This is a genomic window from Synechococcus sp. BA-124 BA4 (assembly GCF_034931165.1).
The window spans coordinates 1-21,198 of sequence record NZ_JAYGIA010000027.1 but is presented as its reverse complement, the minus strand read 5'-3'; the positions used below and the strand labels follow the sequence as shown (position 1 = coordinate 21,198).

General features: G+C 67.0%; 17 protein-coding genes, 1 tRNA gene and 2 pseudogenes. 9 read left to right on the top strand and 11 right to left on the bottom strand.

Translation table 11 applies throughout. The features are described 5' to 3' along the window. Nucleotides 1–1,734: pseudogene (locus tag VB734_RS04170) on the bottom strand (alpha-mannosidase); the annotation flags it as partial. Nucleotides 1,735–1,835: 101 nt separating this feature from the next. On the opposite strand from VB734_RS04170, the gene VB734_RS04165 reads away from it, so the two are divergent. Beyond that, nucleotides 1,836–1,955, top strand: a complete 120-nt coding sequence (locus VB734_RS04165) for a photosystem II reaction center protein I (protein ID WP_006172424.1) — start codon at nt 1,836–1,838, stop codon at nt 1,953–1,955. 100 nt (nt 1,956–2,055) lie between these two features. Then, nucleotides 2,056–5,241, top strand: coding sequence for a DUF3769 domain-containing protein (locus VB734_RS04160; RefSeq protein WP_323242957.1), 3,186 nt, complete (start codon nt 2,056–2,058; stop codon nt 5,239–5,241). A 3-nt stretch (nt 5,242–5,244) separates the two neighbouring features. On the opposite strand, the gene VB734_RS04155 is transcribed toward VB734_RS04160, so the two are convergent. The 7 genes from VB734_RS04155 to VB734_RS04125 all read right to left on the bottom strand — a co-directional run bounded on the left by VB734_RS04155 (nt 5,245) and on the right by VB734_RS04125 (nt 12,845). Further along, entirely contained in the window at nt 5,245–5,889 is a 645-nt protein-coding gene (locus tag VB734_RS04155) for a 3-isopropylmalate dehydratase small subunit (protein WP_322781994.1), read from the bottom strand. Continuing rightward, nucleotides 5,886–7,361: a 3-isopropylmalate dehydratase large subunit gene (leuC, locus tag VB734_RS04150; protein ID WP_322781995.1), complete on the bottom strand. Its 1,476-nt coding sequence runs from the start codon at nt 7,359–7,361 to the stop codon at nt 5,886–5,888. Before leuC ends, VB734_RS04155 begins: the two co-directional genes overlap by 4 nt. 70 nt (nt 7,362–7,431) lie before the next feature. Then, nucleotides 7,432–8,691 carry a sodium:proton antiporter gene (locus VB734_RS04145; RefSeq protein ID WP_322781996.1) on the bottom strand — a complete coding sequence of 420 codons (1,260 nt, stop codon included), beginning with the start codon at nt 8,689–8,691 and terminating at the stop codon, nt 7,432–7,434. A 140-nt stretch (nt 8,692–8,831) separates the two neighbouring features. Beyond that, nucleotides 8,832–10,103 (bottom strand): competence/damage-inducible protein A, encoded by a 1,272-nt coding sequence (locus tag VB734_RS04140; protein WP_322781997.1) that lies wholly within the window; start codon nt 10,101–10,103, stop codon nt 8,832–8,834. Continuing rightward, the gene (locus VB734_RS04135) at nt 10,090–11,211 is read right to left on the bottom strand and encodes an MraY family glycosyltransferase (protein ID WP_322782702.1); all 1,122 of its coding nucleotides are present in this window, start codon (nt 11,209–11,211) and stop codon (nt 10,090–10,092) included. Before VB734_RS04135 ends, VB734_RS04140 begins: the two co-directional genes overlap by 14 nt. A 143-nt stretch (nt 11,212–11,354) precedes the next feature. Further along, nucleotides 11,355–12,644 (bottom strand): serine hydroxymethyltransferase, encoded by a 1,290-nt coding sequence (glyA, locus tag VB734_RS04130; protein ID WP_231594958.1) that lies wholly within the window; start codon nt 12,642–12,644, stop codon nt 11,355–11,357. A gap of 127 nt (nt 12,645–12,771) precedes the next feature. Continuing rightward, nucleotides 12,772–12,845 (bottom strand) — tRNA-Arg (locus tag VB734_RS04125). Between the two features lie 96 nt (nt 12,846–12,941). Here VB734_RS04125 and VB734_RS04120 point away from each other — a divergent pair. From VB734_RS04120 to VB734_RS04110, 3 genes are all read left to right on the top strand, one after another. Next, the gene (locus VB734_RS04120) at nt 12,942–13,199 is read left to right on the top strand and encodes a hypothetical protein (RefSeq protein ID WP_197166320.1); all 258 of its coding nucleotides are present in this window, start codon (nt 12,942–12,944) and stop codon (nt 13,197–13,199) included. A 15-nt stretch (nt 13,200–13,214) separates the two neighbouring features. Further along, on the top strand, nt 13,215–13,505 hold the full coding sequence (locus tag VB734_RS04115; protein WP_197166322.1) for a DUF3181 family protein: 291 nt from the start codon (nt 13,215–13,217) through the stop codon (nt 13,503–13,505). Between the two features lie 95 nt (nt 13,506–13,600). Next, nucleotides 13,601–13,867: a cytochrome-c oxidase gene (locus VB734_RS04110; RefSeq protein ID WP_197166324.1), complete on the top strand. Its 267-nt coding sequence runs from the start codon at nt 13,601–13,603 to the stop codon at nt 13,865–13,867. Here VB734_RS04110 and murJ read toward each other — a convergent pair. Then, nucleotides 13,851–15,464, bottom strand: coding sequence for a murein biosynthesis integral membrane protein MurJ (gene murJ, locus VB734_RS04105; RefSeq protein WP_322781998.1), 1,614 nt, complete (start codon nt 15,462–15,464; stop codon nt 13,851–13,853). The genes VB734_RS04110 and murJ overlap by 17 nt on opposite strands. 124 nt (nt 15,465–15,588) lie before the next feature. On the opposite strand from murJ, the gene sfsA reads away from it, so the two are divergent. The 4 genes from sfsA to VB734_RS04085 all read left to right on the top strand — a co-directional run bounded on the left by sfsA (nt 15,589) and on the right by VB734_RS04085 (nt 20,162). Further along, nucleotides 15,589–16,419 (top strand): DNA/RNA nuclease SfsA, encoded by an 831-nt coding sequence (gene sfsA / locus VB734_RS04100; protein WP_231594898.1) that lies wholly within the window; start codon nt 15,589–15,591, stop codon nt 16,417–16,419. Nucleotides 16,420–16,546: 127 nt separating this feature from the next. Continuing rightward, nucleotides 16,547–18,004 carry an ammonium transporter gene (locus tag VB734_RS04095; protein ID WP_197166327.1) on the top strand — a complete coding sequence of 486 codons (1,458 nt, stop codon included), beginning with the start codon at nt 16,547–16,549 and terminating at the stop codon, nt 18,002–18,004. Between the two features lie 126 nt (nt 18,005–18,130). Next, nucleotides 18,131–19,327, top strand: a complete 1,197-nt coding sequence (locus VB734_RS04090) for a 4-hydroxy-3-methylbut-2-enyl diphosphate reductase (RefSeq protein WP_197166329.1) — start codon at nt 18,131–18,133, stop codon at nt 19,325–19,327. 172 nt (nt 19,328–19,499) lie between these two features. Beyond that, nucleotides 19,500–20,162, top strand: a complete 663-nt coding sequence (locus VB734_RS04085) for a DUF1997 domain-containing protein (protein ID WP_197167178.1) — start codon at nt 19,500–19,502, stop codon at nt 20,160–20,162. A gap of 29 nt (nt 20,163–20,191) precedes the next feature. Here the strand turns inward: VB734_RS04085 and VB734_RS04080 are convergent, their stop codons facing one another. Both VB734_RS04080 and purH read right to left on the bottom strand, forming a co-directional pair. Further along, nucleotides 20,192–20,650, bottom strand: coding sequence for a DUF4079 domain-containing protein (locus VB734_RS04080; protein ID WP_197166331.1), 459 nt, complete (start codon nt 20,648–20,650; stop codon nt 20,192–20,194). Between the two features lie 90 nt (nt 20,651–20,740). Next, nucleotides 20,741–21,198 (bottom strand): annotated as a pseudogene (purH, locus tag VB734_RS04075) (bifunctional phosphoribosylaminoimidazolecarboxamide formyltransferase/IMP cyclohydrolase); the annotation flags it as partial.

The window sequence follows — 21,198 nt, the reverse complement described above, 5'->3', positions numbered from 1 at the left end:
CTCCAGATCGGCCTGGTCTGCGGCGGCCGGCAGGGGCTGCAGCTGGGCCCACCACCACGGCTCCACCTCGCCGCCCATCCCCTGGGCAGGGGCCCCACCGCTCTCCAGCCAGGCCCACAGCGCCCGATCACGGCGGTGGGACGCCCGGCGGCGCGCCGCTCTCCACTGGGGTTCGGCCTGCTCGAACACCTCCGGGATGGAGGTGCCCGGCAGGATGTCGTGGAATTGCTGAAACAGCAGATCCCGCCAGCCCGAAGGCTCCAGGCAATGGCCCGGATCCCCGAGCAGAACGGTGGCGAGATCGGCCTCGCGCAGCAGCCGCTCCAGGGTGCGGTTGTGGCGCTTCTGGTCGGGGCGGGTCGTGGCGCAACCCCGGTGCAGCTCCAGGTAGAGCTCATCGCGCCAGACGGGCAGCCGGGCGTGCAGGGGCTCCAGCCGACGCAGATAGTCGCGCAGGCTGCCGTGCCGCTGGGGCGCCGTGGCGTCGTTGTCACGCCAGAGATCCAGCTGCTCCAGCATTTCCCGGGTGGGCCCACCGCCGTGATCCCCCACCCCCGGCAGCCAGAGCGCCTCAGCGACACCCGTGGCCGCCTGCCACTCCAACCGGTAGCGCTCCATGGCCAGCGGGTCGCCATCCGTTCCGATCGGGGCACTCATCAGAGCCAGCACCTCGGCGCCGCAGCGGCTGCGCCAGCGAAACAGCCGGTGCGGGAAAGGGGTGGTGGCGTTCCAGGCCAGCTTGTGGGTGCAGAACCAGCGCACCCCGGTGGCTGCGGCCACCGCCGGCAGACCTGCGGCGAAGCCGAAGCTGTCGGGAAGCCAGGCCAGATGATGCTCCCACTCGGGGAAGGTGCGGCGGCTGTAGGCCTGGCCCTCCTGGAACTGCCTCAGAAGCGAGGCCGTATCGACCAGCACGCAGTCGGTTTCCACCCATGGGCCATTGATCGGCTCCCAGCGGCCAGCCCGCATCGCGGAGCGGATCCGCCCGAACAGCTCGGGCCGGTGAAGCTCCAGCCAGGCGTACAGCGCCGGTGTCGAATGGCCGAAGTGGAGCTCGCTGTGGTGCCCGATCAGGCCGAGGGCCGAGCGGAAGGTGCGCTCGGCGGCCTGCCAGGTGTCGGCCACGGGCCAGAGCCAGGCCAGGTCGAGGTGAGCATGGCCGAGCAGATGGAACCCGCCGGGTTCCCCCGGCGAGGCCTGCCGCAGCTGTGCGAGCTCCAGCCGCGTGAGCGCCAGCAGGCCATCCGGGTCAGCGGGATCCAGGGGTTCCGCCTCGATCCGGCTGAGCATCAGGGCGCCGTCGTCGTGGAGCGGACTGCGCAGCTCCAGTTCCAGAAGCAACGTCTCCCCCTCCCACCAGCGCTGGGGCAGGGCCCAGCGGCAGGAGCTGTCGAACAGGTCACCGCGGTGGACCGTGCGGCCGTCGACCCTGAGTTCGGCGGCGTCGGCCCACCAGCGCAACACCAGGCGAGCCAGGGCCGGTGCCCGGCCACGCCAGCTGGGGGGACAGCCCAGCTCCAGCACCAGATGCCGGGTCTGCCCACCGCGCGGCCAGGCCATCAGACCACGGGCGTGCCAGTCGGGACGATGGAGGCGGGCCCAGGGGTCGGCCAGGGCGTCCTGCCAGGCCCCATCAGCGCCACGCAGCCGCCAGGAGGAGAGCAGGTCCAGTCTCGAACGTGATCGAAACGTTTCAATCTCGGGGGGAAGCTGGGGATCCAGGCCCTGCGTCATCGATCCCGGCCATCAGCGACCCATAGGATGATGCCGCTGCCGCAGGGTCGTTCAGGCCCCACCTGGCGCCTGTCACTCCCTGTCACCCGCCGGACGGAACCATGCTCGCCCTCAAGATCTCCGTTTACTCGGTCGTTTTCTTCTTCATCGGCATCTTCGTCTTCGGCTTCCTGGCCAGCGATCCCAGCCGGACCCCCAGCCGCAAGGATCTCGAAGACTGAAAACCGTCCACTGAGGGAGGGGTCACTGCATCAAGCCGTCTGAGCAGCACACCCGCGCCATCCCTGGCATGGCAGGATCGGCCGCGGTCCTGGAGATGTGGTGCCCTCAGCAACGCTTATCCGGTGGACCATCGGACTGGTGGGCGCGGCAACCCTGGCAACACCGGCGGTGAGCCGGGCCCAGACCCTGAGCTCAGATCCCCCACCAGCACTCCAGAGTGAAGCCGGTGTCAGCGGCGGCGACCCGGCGGTCCCTGAAGGGAAGCCAGTCGATTCCGCCGTGGGATCGGTCGGCACAGGAGCCGACGGCACGACCAGCGAGCCCGGCGCCGCCCAATCCGAGCCCGCTCCGATCCCACGTCCGACTGAACCGGCAGGGGCTGAACCGCCTGTTCCCCCCGAAGACAAGGGAACAGCCGCCTCGGAACCTGCCGTCAAGACCCCTCCCAAGGAACTGGAGATCAGCGCTGATCAACAGGGGTTTGACCTGGTGATCAATCGCTACGTGGCCACCGGCAATGCCAAGGCCGTGCTGGCCGGCGGCCGGCTGATGGCGGAACGCCTCGAGTACGACACCACCACCCGCACCCTCTACGCCACGGGCAGCGTGCGCTTCTGGCGTGGCCAGCAGTACCTGCAGGGCAGCATGCTCCGCTACGGCCTGATCGAAGGCGAAGGCGAGATGGAGGATGTCTACGGAGTTCTCGACCTCGAAACCAGCCTGGAGGATCTCGACGTCGAGCAGGACCCCTCCCAGCCGCTCCCCGAGCCCCAGCCGATCGCCTGTCCGACGGTGCTGCCCGAGATCCCTGACTGGCACCCCCACCCCTGGAGTGCCACCCTCTGGGGCGGGCAGATGTTCCACTCCGATTTCGGCCAGACCTTCACCGGTCAGGGTGTCTTCCGGCCGGAGCGGGTCCTGGGCGCTGGCCTGCAGAAGCGACTGATCAAGGCCGGCCCCTTCGCCCTGGAGCTGGATTTCAACGCGCTCGGCCACTGGGCCTCGGCTCAGAAGGGCGGGCGCTACACCGGGCCGTTCACCGCCTCCGAGGTGGCCAACCTCTCCACCTCCGCCCAGAGCTTCGGCGAGTTCACCGGCGGCATCGGCCTGCGGGCCTGGCTGCAACCCTGGCTTAGCCTGGGGTTCGTGCAGGGGGTGAGCCTCAACACCAACCTCAGCAATTACGAGAACACCTACCGGGAGAAGTCGGCCCGGTTCCTCAATTATCTGGGCTTTGAGATCGAGGGATCCCTCTCGCCCCAGTGGTCGATGGTGGGGCGGATTCACCACCGCTCCGGAGCCTTCGGCACCTACAACGGCGTCCGGGAGGGCAGCAACGCCTACCTGCTGGGCCTGCGTTACCGCTTCGGGGGCGATCCTCCGCCCAAGGGTGATCCGCAGGCCACGCTGCGCCCGGCCAAGGGCTGCCCCAACCGTGGCGCCGAACCCCCGGACCGCCCCCGCTCCCTGCCCGAGGCCCTCGAGCAGGTGGCCATGGGCGGTGAGGCACCGCAGCCGGAGCAGGAGCCACCGACACCTGCCAGCGGCGCTGATGCGGCCCAGGGCACCCAGGGGAGCGGGAGCCGACCTTCGTTCCGGGCCATGCGCGACCAGGAACGCAAGCGCGCCGCCGCCGCCGCCGCGATCGAGCAGCGCATCTCCGAGGTGAGCAGACGGGAAGGGCTGGTGATCGAGCGCAGTCGTCAGGCTGGTGGTGCCAACGCGGTGACCACAGACCAGGACAGCGACTTCGGCCCGGCGCAGCCACCCCAGGTGCGGGGGCTGCGCTCGGACGAGAACCGCCAGGCGGTGCAGGGCACCCTCACCCATCTCCGCTATCAGGCCGCGAGGATCGTGCTCACCCCCAACGGCTGGCGCAGCGACCGCGCCAGTTTCAGCAACGACCCCTTCACACCGTCCCAGTCGTGGATGGATGCGGATCAGGTGGTGGTCACCCAGGACGCCAACGGCGATCTGCTGATCACCTCCAAGCGCAACCGGCTGATCCTGGAAGACCGTCTCGCCATTCCCGTGACCACGCGCACGCGCATCCGCAAAGAGCAGGAGGTGGAGAACCGCTGGGTGCTGGGGGTCGATCAGGAGGACCGGGACGGCTTCTACGTGGGCCGGCGTCTGCGGCCGATCCGGATCGGGGAGAAGGGAACCCTGGAACTGGAGCCCCAGTTCATGCTCGAGCGTGCCTACAAGGGCACCACCGACAGCTATCCCCTCCCAGGCGGCCAGGCCACCGGACCCTCGGTGAGCCAGGACAACACCCTGGGCGATCTGTTCGGCCTGGAGGCCAGGCTGAAGACGCCGCTGCTGGGATTCAACACCAGCCTGAATCTCGACATCTCCACCTTCAATCCCGAGAACATCGCCAACGGCACCCGCAGCTGGGGCCAGATGGATCGCAACATCAACCTCCCTCTGGTGGGCTCCACAACGGCCCGTCTCTTCGCGGCCTACCGCTTCAGGATCTGGAATGGATCCCTCGGCGAGCAGGACGTCTATTCGGCCTACGGCGCCTCCCTCGAGAAAGACGAGACCCTCCCCGACTGGGGCAAGCTCAGCAACCGCTATTTCTGGCGGGTGGGGCTGGGCAACTACCAGAGCAACGAGTTCCTCAGCAGCGGCAGGGAATCGAGAAACCTTGCCCAGCTCTGGCGAGCCAATGCGGTGGCTTCACTGAACAGCTCCCTGGAGCTGTGGCGCGGCCGTGAGCTGCCCTCCACGCCGGATGGGGCTCTGCGCTACTCCCCGGAGCCGATCGTCCCTGGGCTGACCCTGAACACGAATCTTTCAGGGAATCTGGCCTACTTCGGTGACGGCACCTATCAGAACACCTTCTCGATCTCCGGTGGTCCCACCCTCACCCTCGGTCACTTCAACAAGCGCTTCTTCGATTTCACCCAGCTCACGGTCACCGGTGGCCTGACCCTGCGCAACGGCCTCAGCCCCTTCGGTTTCGACGCAGCCGTGGATCTCGGCACCGTGGGCATCGGTCTCACCCAGCAGATTGCCGGTCCGCTGCTGTTCAACGGCGGGATCGGCATCAACGTGGACCCCTCCTCAACGAACTACGGCGAGTTGACCGGTTCCTACGTGGAGTTGCGCTGGCAGCGCCGTTCCTACGCCCTCAGCGTCTTCTACAGCCCCTATGAGGGCATCGGTGGGGTAAGGATCCGCCTCAACGACTTCGGCTTCAAGGGGACGGGGGTGCCGTTCGTCCCCTTCCGGCCTGAGCTCAGTGGTGCCGGAGGAGCACAACGGAACCCGTTCTGACTCTCAGGCCAGGGCGAAGCTGTCCAGATAGGGCAAGCGTGCCGCCGTCCGGCTCAGCTCCTCCTCGTGGGACAGCAGCTGGCCCGTGGCATTCCACTGGCCGCTGAGCAACATCTGCCGAGGGCCCGCGGCCAGCTCCAGGCTCCAGCGCTGCGCCGACTCCTCCAAGCCGGCAGCGGCCGGACCAAGAATCTCCGCCGTGGCCAGATCCAGCTGAAATCCGGCGGAGGGCTCGGCAAGGGCCTGCTGCTGCAGCGCCAGGATCGTGGCGTGATCACCGCTGAGGCAGGGGATCCCCAGAGCCAGGCAGTTGCCGAAGAAAATCTCGGCAAAACTCTCGCCCACCACCGCACGGATGCCCCAGCGCATCAGGGCCTGGGGAGCATGCTCCCGGCTGGAGCCGCAACCGAAGTTGCGGTTCACCACCAGAATCGTGGACCCCTGATGCTCCGGACGGTCGAAGGGGTGGGAGCCCTCCAGCTCGAGGCGGTCATCGGCGAAGGCCCCTTCGGCAAGCCCCTCGAAGGTGACGCTCTTGAGATAACGGGCCGGAATGATCCGGTCGGTGTCGATGTCATCGCCGCTGACAACGACGACACGGCCCTCAACAGCGGGAATCGGGCCGAAGGGGAAAGGGGAGTCAGTCACGGCAGCAGGGAAGGGGACACGGCCAACGGCCTGGGATCGGCAGAGACGGAGGCGACTGCGGAGGGGGTCTGCAGCAGCTCGCGCACATCACTCACCCGGCCGGTCACGGCGGCCGCGGCCACCATCGCCGGGCTCATCAGCAGAGTGCGGCCAGAGGCGGAACCCTGCCGACCCTTGAAATTGCGGTTGCTGGAGCTGGCACTGATCTGGCGGCCCTCCAGCCTGTCCGGATTCATCGCCAGGCACATCGAACAGCCGGGTTCACGCCATTCGAAGCCCGCCTCCTGGAACAGCCGGTCGAGCCCCTCCGACCGGGCCTGGGCCGCCACCTGCTCGGATCCGGGCACCACGAAGGCCTTGATGCCTGGAGCCACCTGTCGGCCCCGGGCCACCGCTGCCGCTGAACGCAGGTCACTGAGCCGGCCATTGGTGCAGCTGCCGATGAAGCAGACATCCACAGGCAGGCCACGGATCGGTGCTCCAGGAGCCAGATCCATGTAGCGATAGGCCTCTTCGGCGATCGGGCGCTCCTCCGCAGGCATCTGCTCAAGGGTGGGCACCGTCTCATCGACCCCGATCCCCTGGCCCGGGGTGATCCCCCAGGTGACCGTGGGTGGGATCGTGGTGGCATCGAAGCGCACCTCGTCGTCGAACACGGCGTCAGGCTCGCTGGCGAGGGTTCTCCACCAGCTCACAGCCCGCTCCCAGGCCACCCCCTCGGGTGCGAAGGGCCGGCCCTTGATGTAGGCGAAGGTGGTGGCATCGGGGTTGACGTAGCCGCAGCGGGCACCCCCCTCGATCGCCATGTTGCACAGGGTCATCCGCTCCTCCATCGAGAGGGCCTCGATGCAGGATCCGGCGAATTCGTAGGCGTAACCCACGCCGCCCTTCACCCCCAGGCTGCGGATCACGTGGAGGATCAGGTCCTTGGCGAACACGCCCGGCTGGAGGCTGCCCTCCACCACGATCCGCCGCACCTTGAGCTTGCTCATCGCCAGGCTCTGGCTGGCGAGCACATCGCGCACCTGGCTGGTGCCGATGCCGAAGGCGATCGCCCCGAAGGCCCCGTGGGTGGAGGTGTGGGAATCCCCGCAGGCGACCGTCATGCCCGGCTGGCTGAGGCCCAGCTCCGGGGCGATGACATGGACGATCCCCTGGCGGCCACTGCCGAGGCCATGCAGGGTGATGCCGTGCTCCGTGCAGTTGCGCTCCAGGGTGGAGAGCATCTCCTCGGCGAGGGAATCGGCGAAGGGACGGGCCTGGGACGTGGTGGGCACGATGTGATCGACCGTGGCCACGGTCCGCTCGGGGTGGCGCACACCCAGACCCAGCTCCTTCAGGGCTGCGAAGGCCTGGGGGCTGGTCACCTCATGGATCAGGTGCAGGCCGATGAACAGCTGGGTGGAGCCTCCAGGCAGCTCGGCCACACGGTGCCTGTCCCAGACCTTGTCGTACAGCGTGCCGGCGCTCACCACTCATCTCTGACGTCCAAAACAACCATACGAGGACCCTGCCCAGTCAGCGGCTGAGGACCTTGCCGGTTCAGCCCTGGGGCAGGGGCAGGGGCAGGCTGTCCTCGAGCAGGCCGAGTCGAGAAGCGAGCCAGCGGGTCGTTGTGGCCTGGATCAGGATCGTCATCAGAATCGCGATGAAGGTCACTGAGGCGATCAGTTTCGCTCCAGGTGCACCGATTCCGAGCAGCAGTCCAGCCAGGGCGCCGGGAATGACACCGGTCTCCCGGGTCCAGCACATGAACAGCAGCTCCTTGAGCGACCAGCGGGCCCGCCGGTCGGGGAGCGCGCAGAGGAACACGGTGAGCGGGCGGGCGACCAGCATGAACACAACAACGACTCCCACACCACCGATGAGATATTGGATGATCAGGCCGAAATCAACCTGACTGCCCAGGAGGAAGAAGATGAACATGCGCATGATCAGAGCCGTGGTCGTCACGAAATCATCGAGTTTTTGCTGCTCACCCTCCTTCATGGCGAATCCGAACGCGTCCTTGTTCCCGACCATGAATCCGAAGACAAACACAGCCATGAACCCACTGGCATGCAGACCGCTCGCACTGAGGTAGGCCCCGATCACCGCCATGAGGGAAACGACTGGTGAATAGTCCTTCAGGAATCCGAACGTTTCATGGGCAATCAGTGTGGAGGCAAGATATCCGAGAAGAAGGCCGGCGACCAGACCGAAAAATGACTGATGCAGCAGTCCAAGCAGAGATTCGGACAGAGAAAACTGCCCTTGCCCCATCGCCACACCAAGAACGGCGAAAGTGAGGATGGCTCCGGTGGCATCGTTGAGGGCCGACTCGGAGATCACGGTCTGGGCGACACGATCCCTGATTCTCACCTGACGGAACACTGGAACCAGCGTGGCTGGATCGGTGGAGGCTATGGCCGTGGCCAGGAGAAGGGCCTGAATCCAGGGAATACCAAGGAAATAAAATGCCGCCACAGCCGTGACGGCCGCAGTGATGAGAACACCAAACGTGGCGAGGCTCAGAATTGTGATCCAGACCTCCTTGAGCACAGGCAGGCGCAGTGACGCACCGCCGTCAAAAAGGATGTAACAGGAACCGAAGATCAACAACACCTGATTGAGCGTCGAATCCACCTTGATATCGAGAAGGCCGAGCATTTCTGGGCCAAGCAACGTTCCGATGAAAAGGAAGACAACAACATCCGGCACTCTCAACTTCTGCGCGAATACCGCGCTGGCAGAACCTACGGCCAGAATGATTCCGAACTGAAGCAGGATATGCTGGGCCAGATCAATGGATGGTGTCGACATTACCAGGGTGTTGTCATGGGTGAACTCGGTCTGAGCGACGTACAGAAGTCTAAGTCAGTCGATCACAACCTCTGGCGCATCAACACCATGCTGAGGCCGTAATCCTGTCGGTTTGATGCCTCGTGTTCACGTAGGTGCCCCTAGTCCACGAGTCGCAGCCGCAGATGGTCCAGAGCCTCGCCCACGGTGAGCAGCTGGATCCAGCGGCGACCCCGGCGGCCGGCGAAACGCACCGCCTCGCTCCGGCAACCATCGGGCCCCGCCACGGCGATATGGACCAGCCCCACCGGCTTGGCCTCGCTGCCGCCGCCTGGGCCGGCGATCCCCGTCACGGCGATGGCCCAGTCACTGGCAAAGCGCTGACGCACGCCGCTGGCCATGGCGATCGCCACAGGATCACTCACCGCCCCATGGGTCTCCAGCAGGTCGGCCGCCACGCCGAGCTGGTCGCATTTGATCCGATTGGCATAGGCGATCACCCCGCCGAGGAACACCTCTGAAGCCCCCGGCACAGCCGAGATGGCCGCGCCGATCCCTCCCCCGGTGCAGGACTCGGCCACGGCCAGAGTCTGGCCCCGCTGCCGCAGGCGCTCCAGCACCACGGCGGCCAGAGTGTCCTCGTCGGAGCCGTAGCAGAGCCGGCCGGTGCGCTGGCGCAGATCTGCGGCAACCGGCTTCAGCAGGGAGAGGGCCTCGGAACTGGTGGTGGCCCGGGCCGTGATCCGCAGCTTCACGTCCCCGTCACCGACGTAGGAAGCCACGGAGGGATTCTCCAGCGCCAGCAGATCGGCGACCTGCTCGGCCAGTTCCGATTCGCCGATGCCCCAGAACCGCAGCAGGCGGCTCTCGAACACCGCCGCTGAAGCCCCGCCACGGCGTCGCAGCCAAGGCACGGCGGTCGTCGTCCACATCGCCTGCAGTTCTGCCGGCACACCGGGGAAGGTGAGCAGGGTGAAGCCGGGTCGAGGACTCCAGATCATTCCGGGCGCCGTGCCGGTGGGATTGGGCAGCAGCTCGGCCCCCTCCGGCAGGAGGGCCTGCTTGCGGTTGCTCGCGGCGATGGGCCGCCCCCGGCCCCTGAGCTTGGCCTGGATCTCGGTCCAGATCTCGGGTCGCTCGATCAGCGGAGTCTGGAAGGCCGCCGCCAGGGCTTCGGTGGTGAGGTCATCGGGCGTGGGGCCGAGCCCACCTGTGCAGACCAGCAGGCTGCAGCGCCGGGAGGCCTCGAGAACCACCTGGATCAGCCGCTCGCGGTTGTCACCAACCACCGTCTGGCGATAGTGGGGAAGACCCAGAGCGGCCAGTTCCTCGGCCAGCCAGCGCGCGTTGCTGTTGAGGATGTTGCCGAGCAAGAGCTCGGTGCCGATGCAGAGGATCTCAGCAACCGGCGTACCCGGCTCAGGGGTTGGCATCGCGGGCCGCGTCGCAGGAGGAGTGGATGTCAGGAGCCGTGAGCTGACGACGGGATCCCAGCACCGCGCCGATCAGCACCGCGGTGGCCAACGCCAGCCAGAGGAAGCGCAGCTCCACATTGGCCGCCACCAGGGCCAGGGCCACCAGCCACTGGGTGAAGGCGTAGATCAGCAGCACCGTGCGGCGGTGACTGAGGCCGGCCCGCAGCAGCCGGTGGTGGAGATGGCGACGGTCGGGATAGAAGGGGGAGTGACCCTCGCTGAGCCGGCCCATGATCACGGCCGACATATCGGCCAGGGGCAGCGAGAGAATCAGCAGCGGGAACAGCAGGCTGACGGTGGTGAGCCCCTTGGCCGGACCGACGATGCTGATCGCCGCCAGGGCAAAGCCGAGGAAATAGGAGCCGCCATCCCCCATGAAGATGCGGGCGGGGTTGAAGTTGTGGCGGAGGAACCCCAGGCAGGCGCCGGCCAGGGCGGCGGCGAGCAGACCGGCGGCGCTCTGCTGCAGGCTGAAACTCACCGAAAGCAACCCCACTGCCGCGATGCCACCCACGCCGGCAGCAAGGCCATCGAGCCCATCGATCCAGTTGATGGCGTTGGTGATGCCCACCAGCCAGATCACCGTGGCCAGCAGGCTGAGGCTGTCGGGAAGCGAGAAGGCCAGAGCGGGCAGGCCGAAGAAGCCCAGGGGCAGATCGATCGCTCCGATGCGCACCCCCTGGCTCCAGACGGCCATGGCCACGGCCACCTGGCCGGCCAGGCGCGGCAGGGGGGGCAGGGCGAAGAGATCATCGGCCAGCCCGATGACGAAATAACAGAGTGCGCCGGCCAGGGTGGTCCAGATGAGCTGGTCCCTGTCCGGGGCCAGGTTGCCGAAGCCCCCGAGGGCCCAGGTGAAGGCCAGGGCCAGGGAAAACCCCGCCACCATGCCGATCCCCCCCAGCCGCACCATCGGGATGTCGTGCTGCTTGCGCGTGTCGGGAGGGTCGAAGAGGCCGTAGCGCAGCCCCACGCGTCGCACCAGCGGCACGATCAGAGCCGTGAGCAGCGCCGCGATCAGGAAGGTCAGGAAGGCCGCGGCGAGCGGACTGGCGGCCATGCTCACGAGCAACAGGCGATCATCCGATCACCGGGGAATGGCGACAACCCGCTGACGGCCCCGGGCCCGGGGCTGGGCAACGCTGGGATCAACGTCGCGGGTGGAGCCATGCAGGGACCTGATCGAGGCCAAAGCTTAGGCAGTGAGGGTCAGGCCGGCAGAGGAATGCGGCTAGGCCCGTAGAGAGGATGGCGCTCGCAGAGGGCCCGCACGCGCTCACGGCAGCGCAGCTCGATGACGCTGTCGTCGGGATGAAGCAGCCGGTCGGCGATCACATCGGCCACCTCGACGAAATCATCGGTGTTGAAGCCCCGGGTGGTGAGGGCGGCGGTGCCGAGGCGCAGACCACTGGTGACGAAGGGCGATTCAGGATCGAACGGCACGGTGTTCTTGTTGGCCGTGATGTTCACCTCGCTCACCAGCAGGTCGGCCACCTTGCCGGTGAGGCCGATCGAGCGCAGGTCGAGCAGCACCAGGTGATTGTCGGTGCCCCCGGAGACCACGGCGATGCCGCGCTCCTGAATCCGCTCGGCCAGGACCTGGGCATTGCGGATCACCTGCTGGCTGTAGGCCCGGAAGGAGGGCTGCAGGGCCTCACCGAAGGCCACCGCCTTCGCGGCCACCACATGTTCCAAGGGCCCGCCCTGACTGCCGGGGAAGACGGCCTTGTCGAAGCGTTTGCCGAACTCGGCGTCATTGCAGAGGATCAGACCGCCACGGGGCCCTCGCAGGGTCTTGTGGGTGGTGGTGGTGACCACATGGCAGTGGGGAATGGGGCTGGGATGGGCCCCTGCCGCCACCAGACCGGCGATGTGGGCCATGTCGGCCAGCAGGAAGGCATCGACGGAATCAGCGATCGAGCGGAAGGCCGCGAAGTCGATCGTGCGGGGGTAGGCGGAATAGCCGCAGATGATCAGGCGGGGGCGGTGCTGCTCCGCCAGGGCCCGGATGGCGTCGTAGTCGAGCTGATGGGTGTGGGGATCGACGCCGTAATGGACGGCCTTGAACCATTTGCCCGAGACATTCACCGGCGATCCATGGGTGAGATGGCCGCCATGGGAGAGGTCCATGCCCAGGATCGTGTCACCGGGCTGAAGCAGCGCCAGGAACACGGCGAAGTTGGCCTGGGCACCGCTGTGGGGCTGCACGTTCGCCCAGGCGGCCCCGAACAGCTGGCGGGCCCGGGCAATGGCCAGCTCCTCGATCGCGTCGACATGCTCACAGCCTCCGTAGTAACGCTTGTGGGGGAGGCCTTCGGCGTACTTGTTGGTGAGCACCGATCCCTGGGCCTCCATCACGGCCCTGGAGGCGAAATTCTCGCTGGCGATCAGCTCGAGATGGCTCTGCTGACGCTCCAGCTCCCGACCGATCAGGGCGGCGATGGCGGGATCACCGGCCGCCAGGGACTGGTTCAGAGGCGTACCGGTGGCATCCACCATGGTGTCGACGGGAAGGCGCGAGGCTTCCATCGTAAGAAATCAACCCAGCGCTCCTGCCGGGCTCCAGGAATGCCTCGGGGATGCCGAAGCCAGAAAAAAACCGTCCGGTGTCGGACGGTTCTCGAAGCGCGCCTGGAGAGATTCGAACTCCCGACCCTCTGATCCGTAGTCAGATGCTCTAATCCGCTGAGCTACAAGCGCATGACGGTCATTCTCACCGCACGGGGGGGCCATCCGTCAACTGTCGCCGGGGCACAATCGAACCGGCCCTCCGCAGGCTCCGAGTCTCCCCACCCCATGCCGATCCGCTGGTACGGCCCTGCCGACCCCACCGACCCGACCTACCGCCACTACGAGCGGGTGGTGAACCTCTGCCTCCATGGCGGTCTGTTCGCCGCCGTGAACACGGGCCTGTGGTTCGTTCAGGGGCTGCGCCATCCCTGGACACATCTGGGCTGGCTGAGCCTCGCCTGGGGGGCGGGCTGGCTGCTGCACCTCATCATCGTGTTGCGGCTGCGGCCACGAACCCCGACGCTCGACCAAGGTGAAGCCTGAGCGCGCACCGGTCCAGTGAGCCTGACGGCAACCGAACTCGAGGAGCTGAGCCTGGCCCTGGCCGACCGCCTGTACATCCAGGTGGCGAACTGGCATCTCTACCTGGGCGACGCCGGTCTGGCGATGACCCTGGCGATCGAATGCGCGGCGCGGCTCGATCAGGGGCCAGGGGTGTGCGCCCGCCAGGCCCTCGAAGCCGTCCAGGTGCCGATCGGCGGAGGCTCCAGCCGCCTGCCCCTGGCCCGCCTTCTCCCCCCCGGACAGTTGCGCGATCTCGAGGATGTGCTCGAGAACGTGGGCCACTGAGCCCCACGGGATGGGGTGACGCGGCTGAAGAACCACGACATTGCCTGCCAGGGTGTTGCGCTGCGAATAAGGTTCAAACCCGTTGCAGGCGTTGGATGCTGGTCATCGAGGTCACCAATGCCCGAGAGGTGGTGCGTCAGCGCATCGGTCCCCTGGGCGGCCGCTTGATCGGCAAGGTCGTCGATGCCGAGGCCCAGGTGGAGAAGGCCCTGATCCAGGAACTGGAGAACGCCTTTCGTGATTTCGGGATCGAGGCGCGGATCTTCTCGGTGGATGGCCCCCAGATGCTCGGCCGCAGCCACCTGGAGATCCCGGTCCAGGTGCGCGAGGAACGCCGGGTGACCCTCAGGACCCCCGACTGAAACGAGTGCGCACCTGCAGGACCAGATCTCGGGCCTCGGGTACCCCAGCCCAGCTGGCGATCAGGCCGTAGAGCGCCAGCCCCAGGCCGGCACTCAGGGAGCCCTGCAGCAGCTGGCCCAGCAGTCCGCCTGGCCAGCCCACGAAGCTGGAGAGCACCCAGGCGGCCAGCCCGCCCGCCACGGCGGCCAGAAGCAGCAACAGGCTGTCCCGTCCCCAGACCCGCAGGGGAAGTCCCCCCAGGCGCCGTTGCAGCGCCAGCAGCAATCCCGCGCAGGTGAGCAGATTCACCGCCACCGTGGCCAGCACCAGGCCCGGGGCGCCGAAATTCAGGGCGGGCAGCTGCAGCCCCCAGGGAGTGGGCCCGCCCACGAGAATCCAGTCGAAGATGACGTTGAAGCCGATTCCGGCCAGGGAGAAGCGAAAGGGGGTCGTGCCGTCGCCGAGGGCATAGAACACCCGCACCAGCACATCGCGGCCGAGGTAGGCCGGCATGCCCACGCCGTAGGCCATCAGCAGGCTGGCCACCAGCAGCGCCGCCCCCCGGTCGAACGCTCCCCGCTCATAGATCACGGCCACGATCGGGGAGGCCAGGGCCACGAACAGAGCCCCCAGCGGCATCATGCTGGCCGTGGAGAGCATCAGGCCCTGGCGGATCCGGTCCACCAGGGCGGGGCGATCCGCCGGGGCCGTGAGCCTGGCGAACACCGGCAGCAGGGGGACCAGCAGCGCGTTGGAGAGCAGGCCCAGGGGCGTCTGCACCAGCAGGTTGGCGTAGCCCAGTCCAGCGGCGGCGCCGACGATGCCGGAGGCGAAGAACAGATCCGTGAAGACGTTGATCTGCAGCATCCCCGAGGAGAGCGTGGCAGGGCCCATCACCTGCATCACCTCGCGCACGCCCTCGTGCTTCCAGTCCCAGACCAGCTGGAAACGATGCAGGCCCTGCTTCGCCAGAGCGGGCAGCTGGATCAGCCACTGCAGCACCGCCCCGAGGGTGGTGGTGGCCGCCAGCACGATCCCCCCGAGGACCGCCGTGGCCGGCAGGGCGATCGCTGCTCCCAGCTGAAACCAGAGCAGGCCGATGCCGGCGATCATCGCCACGCTCGACAGCAGCGGGCTCACCGACGGCAGCCAGAAGACATCGGCTGCATTGAGGGCCCCGAAACCGAGGCCGATCAGGCCGGCGAACAGGGCCATCGGCGCCATCCAGCGCAGCTGCAGCACGGCGATGGCGTGGCGCTCCGCATCGAGTCCAGGCCCCACAAGGGTGATCAGGGGATCGGCGGCCACCAGCAGCAGCACCGTCACCGCCAGCAGGCCCACCCCCACCAGGGTGTTGATGGCCGCCAGCACGTGGGCGCCCTCCTCGCGGGGGCGGCGGGCCAGCACGCTCACCATGGCGCTGTGGAACGGCCCGTTGATGCCCCCCAGCAGGATCAGCAGGAATCCCGGCAGCACATAGGCGTAGTTGTAGGCGTCGTAGGCGGCCCCCACCCCGAAGGCGGCGGCGATCACCTGCTGGCGCAGCAGACCGGCCACCTTGCTCAGGGCCGTGGCCACCGCCACGATCAAGGCGATGCGCCGCAGGGATTTCGCCATCCAGTCAGGCCGTTGGGCCCCATCCACCGGGGGATTCTCCACCCCGCCGCCCGCTGCGAGGCCCGTCGGCCGGGCGGCACCATGGGCCACTGAGCCCGCCCCCCCTGGCCAGCCCCTGATCTCGATGCCGGATCCGAAGCCCAGCCCCAGCCCTGCCGGTGCCGTCGCCCCCTCGCTCGACCCGCCCGGCGGCAGGCTGATCCTGCCGCTGCAGAACCTGGTGGAGGGAGTGCTGCTGCGGCGCTACAAACGCTTCCTGGCGGATGTGGAACTGGCTGACGGCCGGGTGGTGACCGCCCATTGCCCCAACACGGGCCCGATGACCGGGGTGCTCCTCCAGGGAGGGCGAGTGCGTCTGCGCCACGACCCCAGGCCCGAACGCAAGCTGGCCTGGACCTGGGAGCAGTCCCTCGTGGACGGCAGTGACGGGGAGCCCTGCTGGGTGGGGGTGAACACGGCTCTGCCCAACCGGCTGGTGCGGGCCACGATCGAAGCGGGCTGCCTGGAGCCCTGGCTGGGACCGATCGGCTCGATCCGCGCCGAGGTGGCCTACGGCAAAGGCGGCCGCAGCCGGATCGACCTGCTGCTGAGCCCAGCCGCCGGGGCCCCGGATCCCCGCCCGATCTACCTGGAGGTGAAGAACACCACCTGGAGCCGTGGGGAGCTGGCCCTCTTCCCCGACACGGTCACCGAGAGGGGACAGAAGCACCTGCTGGAGCTGATGGCGGTCGCCCCCGAGGCCCGTGGGCTGCTTGTTCCCTGCCTGAGCCGCGGCGACGTGACGTCCTTCGCCCCGGGAGATTCGGCCGATCCCCGCTACGGCGAGCTGTTCCGGGAGGCCCTCTCGGCGGGGGTGGAGGTGCTGCCTCTGCGCTACCGCTTCAGCGCTGAGGCTGTGAGCTGGCTCGGTGTTGCCGAACTGATTCCGCGGGACCCCGAAACCCTCCCTGCGTGAACGGATCAGGGGTTTTGTAGCGGATGCCACCAGCAATTGGTTCGGCAGCGTGCACTTTTGCAATGTAGGAACGCCTTCGGGCGTGATTCATCCTCTTCCAGCAAAATCCTGTGCGAAGTTGCGCTCCATGACAGTTGCTCCTCACGCCCCTGGGCGACGCCGGCCTCGGCGTCTTCAGGAGGCAAGTCTGCTCGAGGCTCCCGAACTGCTGCTGCGCAGCATCCGTGGTCTCTCCAATTCCCGCACGCTCACCTGGCTGGCCTGTGTGCCCCTGGCCCTCTTCGGCCTCGGGGTGTTCAACCTGTCCGCCCACGCCGCCGAGCTGCCGGAGCTCACGCCGGCTTTCCTGATCAACAATGTCTGGCTGTTGATCGCCGCCATCCTGGTGATCTTCATGAACGCCGGCTTCGCCATGGTTGAAGCCGGTCTCTGTCGCCAGAAGAACGCCACCAACATTCTCACCAAGAACCTGATCGTCTTCGCCCTGGCGGCGAGTGCCTACTGGCTGATCGGATTTTCTCTGATGTACGGGGAGGCGGTCATCCCCGGCTGGCTCTTCTACGGCAAGGGTGGGCCACTCGGCCTCTTCTTCGATCCCACCGTGACCCCGCAGATGGTCACCGACGCGGCCCTGGTGCCGTCGGTCGACTTCCTCTTCCAGGTGGCCTTCGCCGGCACCGCCGCCACGATCGTTTCCGGTCTGGTGGCCGAGAGGATCAAGTTCAGCGAGTTCGTGATCTTCTCGCTGGTGCTGGTGGCCTTCATCTACCCCATCGCCGGCAGCTGGCAATGGAACGGAGGCTGGCTCAACCAGCTGGGCTTCATCGACTTCGCCGGCTCCACCGTGGTCCACTCGGTAGGCGCCTGGGCCGGACTGGTCGGAGCCATGCTGCTCGGACCCAGGATCGGCAAATTCGCCGACGGCAGGACCCAGGCCATCCCCGGTCACAACCTGGCCATCGCCACCCTGGGCTGCCTGATCCTTTGGATCGGCTGGTATGGGTTCAACCCGGGCTCTCAGCTGGCGATGGATGCTGCTGTTCCCTACATCGCGGTGACCACCACCCTCGGAGCCGCTGGTGGCGGCATCGCCGGCACCCTGGTGTCCCAGCTCACCTCCGGCAAGCCTGACCTGACCATGACCATCAACGGCATCCTGGCCGGCCTGGTCGGGGTCACCGCTGGCTGCGACGGCTTCTCGATGCCCGCTGCCTGGGTCGTCGGCTTCATCGCCGGTACCCTCGTTGTCTTCTCTGTCGGTTTCATCGACAGTCTCGGCATTGATGATCCCGTGGGCGCCTGGTCCGTGCACGGCACCTGCGGAATCTGGGGCACACTCGCCGTGGGTCTCTTCAACATGGACAAGGGCCTGCTCACCGGCCACGGCTTCGGCCAGTTCGGTCTTCAGATCCTGGGGGTGATTTCCTACGGGATCTTTGCAGTCATCTGTTCCTGGATCGCCTGGTCGGTCATCGGCAGCCTCTCCGGAGGCATCCGCGTGAGCGAAAAGGAGGAGATCGAGGGTCTCGACATCTCCGAACACGGCATGGAGGCCTACCCCGACTTCGCGTCCACCACGAACTGAGCCCCCGGCTCCGTCCCATTCCGACCCCAGGGTCGCTGCTCGCCCCGGTTCCGACCGGGGCTTTTTTTCGCCCGTCGATGGGGAGGAGCCCATAGAGTCGGCCCCTGCCTGCCCTGCGGCAACGACATGGACACCCGCGCCTTCAAACGCTCGCTGCATCACTCCGAGCGCTACAACCGTCGCGGCTTCGGCCTGGGCGAGCAGGTGGCGGTCAACCTGGAGCAGGCCTATCAGAGTGAGCTGATCGCCACGATCCGCGAGAACGGCTACGAGCTCCGCCATGGCCGGCTGACCGTGCGCCTGGCCGAGGCCTTCGGCTTCTGCTGGGGCGTGGAACGCGCCGTGGCCATGGCCTACGAAACCCGCCGTCACTATCCCAGCGAGAGGATCTGGATCACTAACGAAATCATCCACAACCCCTCAGTGAACGCCCATCTGCGCGACATGAACGTGCTGTTCATCCGCGTCGAGGAAGGGGTCAAGGATTTCTCCGAGGTGGGCGTCGGTGATGTGGTGATCCTGCCGGCCTTCGGCGCCACCGTGCAGGAAATGCAACTGCTGAACGAGCGTGGCTGCCACATCGTCGACACCACCTGCCCCTGGGTCTCGAAAGTGTGGAACACCGTGGAGAAGCACAAGAAACACGCCTTCAGCTCGATCATCCACGGCAAGGTGAAGCACGAGGAAACCCTCGCCACCAGCTCCTTCGCCGGCACCTACCTGGTGGTGCTGGATCTGGCCGAGGCCCAGATGGTCTGCGACTACATCCTGGGCAAGGGCGATCGCGAGGACTTCATGACCCATTTCGCCAAGGCGTCCTCCCCGGGCTTCGATCCCGACCTGGACCTGGTGCGCGTGGGCGTGGCCAACCAGACCACGATGCTCAAGAGCGAAACCGAGGAGATCGGCCGCATGTTCGAGCGCACCATGCTGCAGCGCTACGGTCCGGCCGAACTCAACGACCACTTCCTGGCCTTCAACACCATCTGCGACGCCACCCAGGAGCGGCAGGATGCCATGTTCTCCCTGGTGGATGAACCGCTTGATCTGATGGTGGTCATCGGCGGCTACAACTCCTCGAACACCACGCACCTTCAGGAGATCGCCATCAGCCGCGGCATCCGTTCCTTCCACATCGACACCCCCGAGCGGATCGGTCCTGGCAACCGCATCGAGCACATGCCCCTGGGCGGGGATCTGGAGGTGCTGTCACCTTTCCTGCCGGAAGGTCCCCTGCGGGTGGGCATCACGTCCGGGGCCTCGACTCCCGACCGGGTGGTGGAGGACGTGATCCGCCACCTGATGGAGCTCTGCGACGACTGAGGGCGAGTGCCCTCAGTCCTCAGCTGCGGCTGCTGTCACAAGCGCGGCGGTTGCCCCGGCCGGCTCCAGTTACATTGATTCATCGTCTCCCGCCATCACGGGGTACTGGCTCGGACATCGGGGAGATCGAACAGTTTTGAGCACCGCCCTGTCCCGCGACGCCTCGACGACCGTGGCCCTTGCCCAGGATCCGGAGTCTGCCCCGTGCACGCCTGCCGCGGTCGGGCCCCTGCGTCACAGCGACGACGTCCGGGTCAACCGCTACAGCAGCCGCTTCGCCGATGTGATGGAGATGCGGGCGCCATCCTGCACCGTGGCCGACTACCTCGACCATCACGACGGCTGGTTCCGGCGTTGCGCAGCGCCGATGACCGTGCAACCCCTCGGGCCCAATGGCTATGCCCTGACTCTGGGGCGCTTCGGCAATTTCGGCTTCGAGGTGGAGCCCACCATCGGCCTCGAGCTCCTGCCCCAGAGCGAAGGGGTCTATCGCATCGTCACCACGGCCTTAAGCGCCCCCGATGCCAGCCTCCAGGAGATCTACGACGTCGAATTCAACGCCGCCCTGCAGCTGGAGGAGGGCTCTGGATCCGAGCCTGATCCCACCTCGGAGGGCGTTCTCACCCAGGTGCGCTGGGAACTCGACCTGTGCGTGTGGATCCGGTTGCCGGCGGTGATCGGTCTGCTTCCCGACAAGCTGGTGCAGTCCAGCGGCGATCATCTGCTGCGTCAGATCGTCCGCCAGATCTCCCGGAAGCTCACCTGGAAAGTCCAGGAAGACTTTCACGCCACCCACCAGCTGCCCTGCCCGCCCCGGCGGCGGGCACCCTTCTGAACACCGTTCGGAGAGTTCGGAGCCAGGCTTCAGCGGTTGGTCCAGATCTTGTTGACGATCTGCATGCCGGTGACCGCCTGCCAGAGGAAGAGGGTCATCAGGGTCATGTTCAGGCCGACGTGGGCCTTGCGGGCGATCAGATTGCCCTTGAGCATCAGCGGGGAGAGGGAGGCCGCCACGGCGATCAGGCTGACCATGGCGATGCCCACCAGCAGGTGCGGGCCCACGAACAGCTTGCCGTTGTTGATGTAGGTGACGGCCATGCCGCCGAAACTGCCCAGCACCATCACCGCCAGCACGATCGAGCCGATCTGGAAGTGGCGCTGGGCGAACTGGCCCTTGATCAGCTCCTTGCGCTGCGCCGCATCGGCGGTGCGGGTCTTCTTGGCCTTGATGCCCAGAAACAGGGCATAGCCGGAGAGGGCCAGCAGCACCCACATCAGCAGCGGGTGAATGAAATTGAGGTTGAAGGCGAGGGCTTCGGGCATGGTCACGGGTGAGGCCGTTGGCAGCGAAACTACTGCTCCATCACGTCCCAGTGCCGTCCAGCGGGCGAGGCTCATCCGTGAAGAGCTCCTTCAGTGCAGAAAGTGGCGCCGGCCGGTGCAGACCATCGCCAGATCGAGCTGATCACACGCCTGGATCGACTCCCCGTCGCGGACGCTGCCGCCAGGCTGAATCACCGCGGTGATCCCATGGTCGGCCGCCAGCCGCACGGTGTCACCGAAGGGGAAGAAACCATCACTGGCGAGCACCGCCCCCCGGCTGCCCGCTCCCGCCGCCTCCAGGGCGAGCCGGGCTGAGCCCACCCGGTTCATCTGACCGGCACCGATTCCCAGGCTGACCCCGCCCCGGGCCACCACGATCGCGTTGGAGCGCACGTGGCGCACCAGGCGCCAGGCGAAACGCAGGTCGTCGAGCTCGGCGGGGCTGGGCGGCCGCTGACTGACAACCCGCCAATCGGCTTCGCTGGCGGGCTGATCGTCGAGGTCCTGGGCCAGAAGGCCGCCGAGCACGGTGCGCAGCTGCCGCCGCG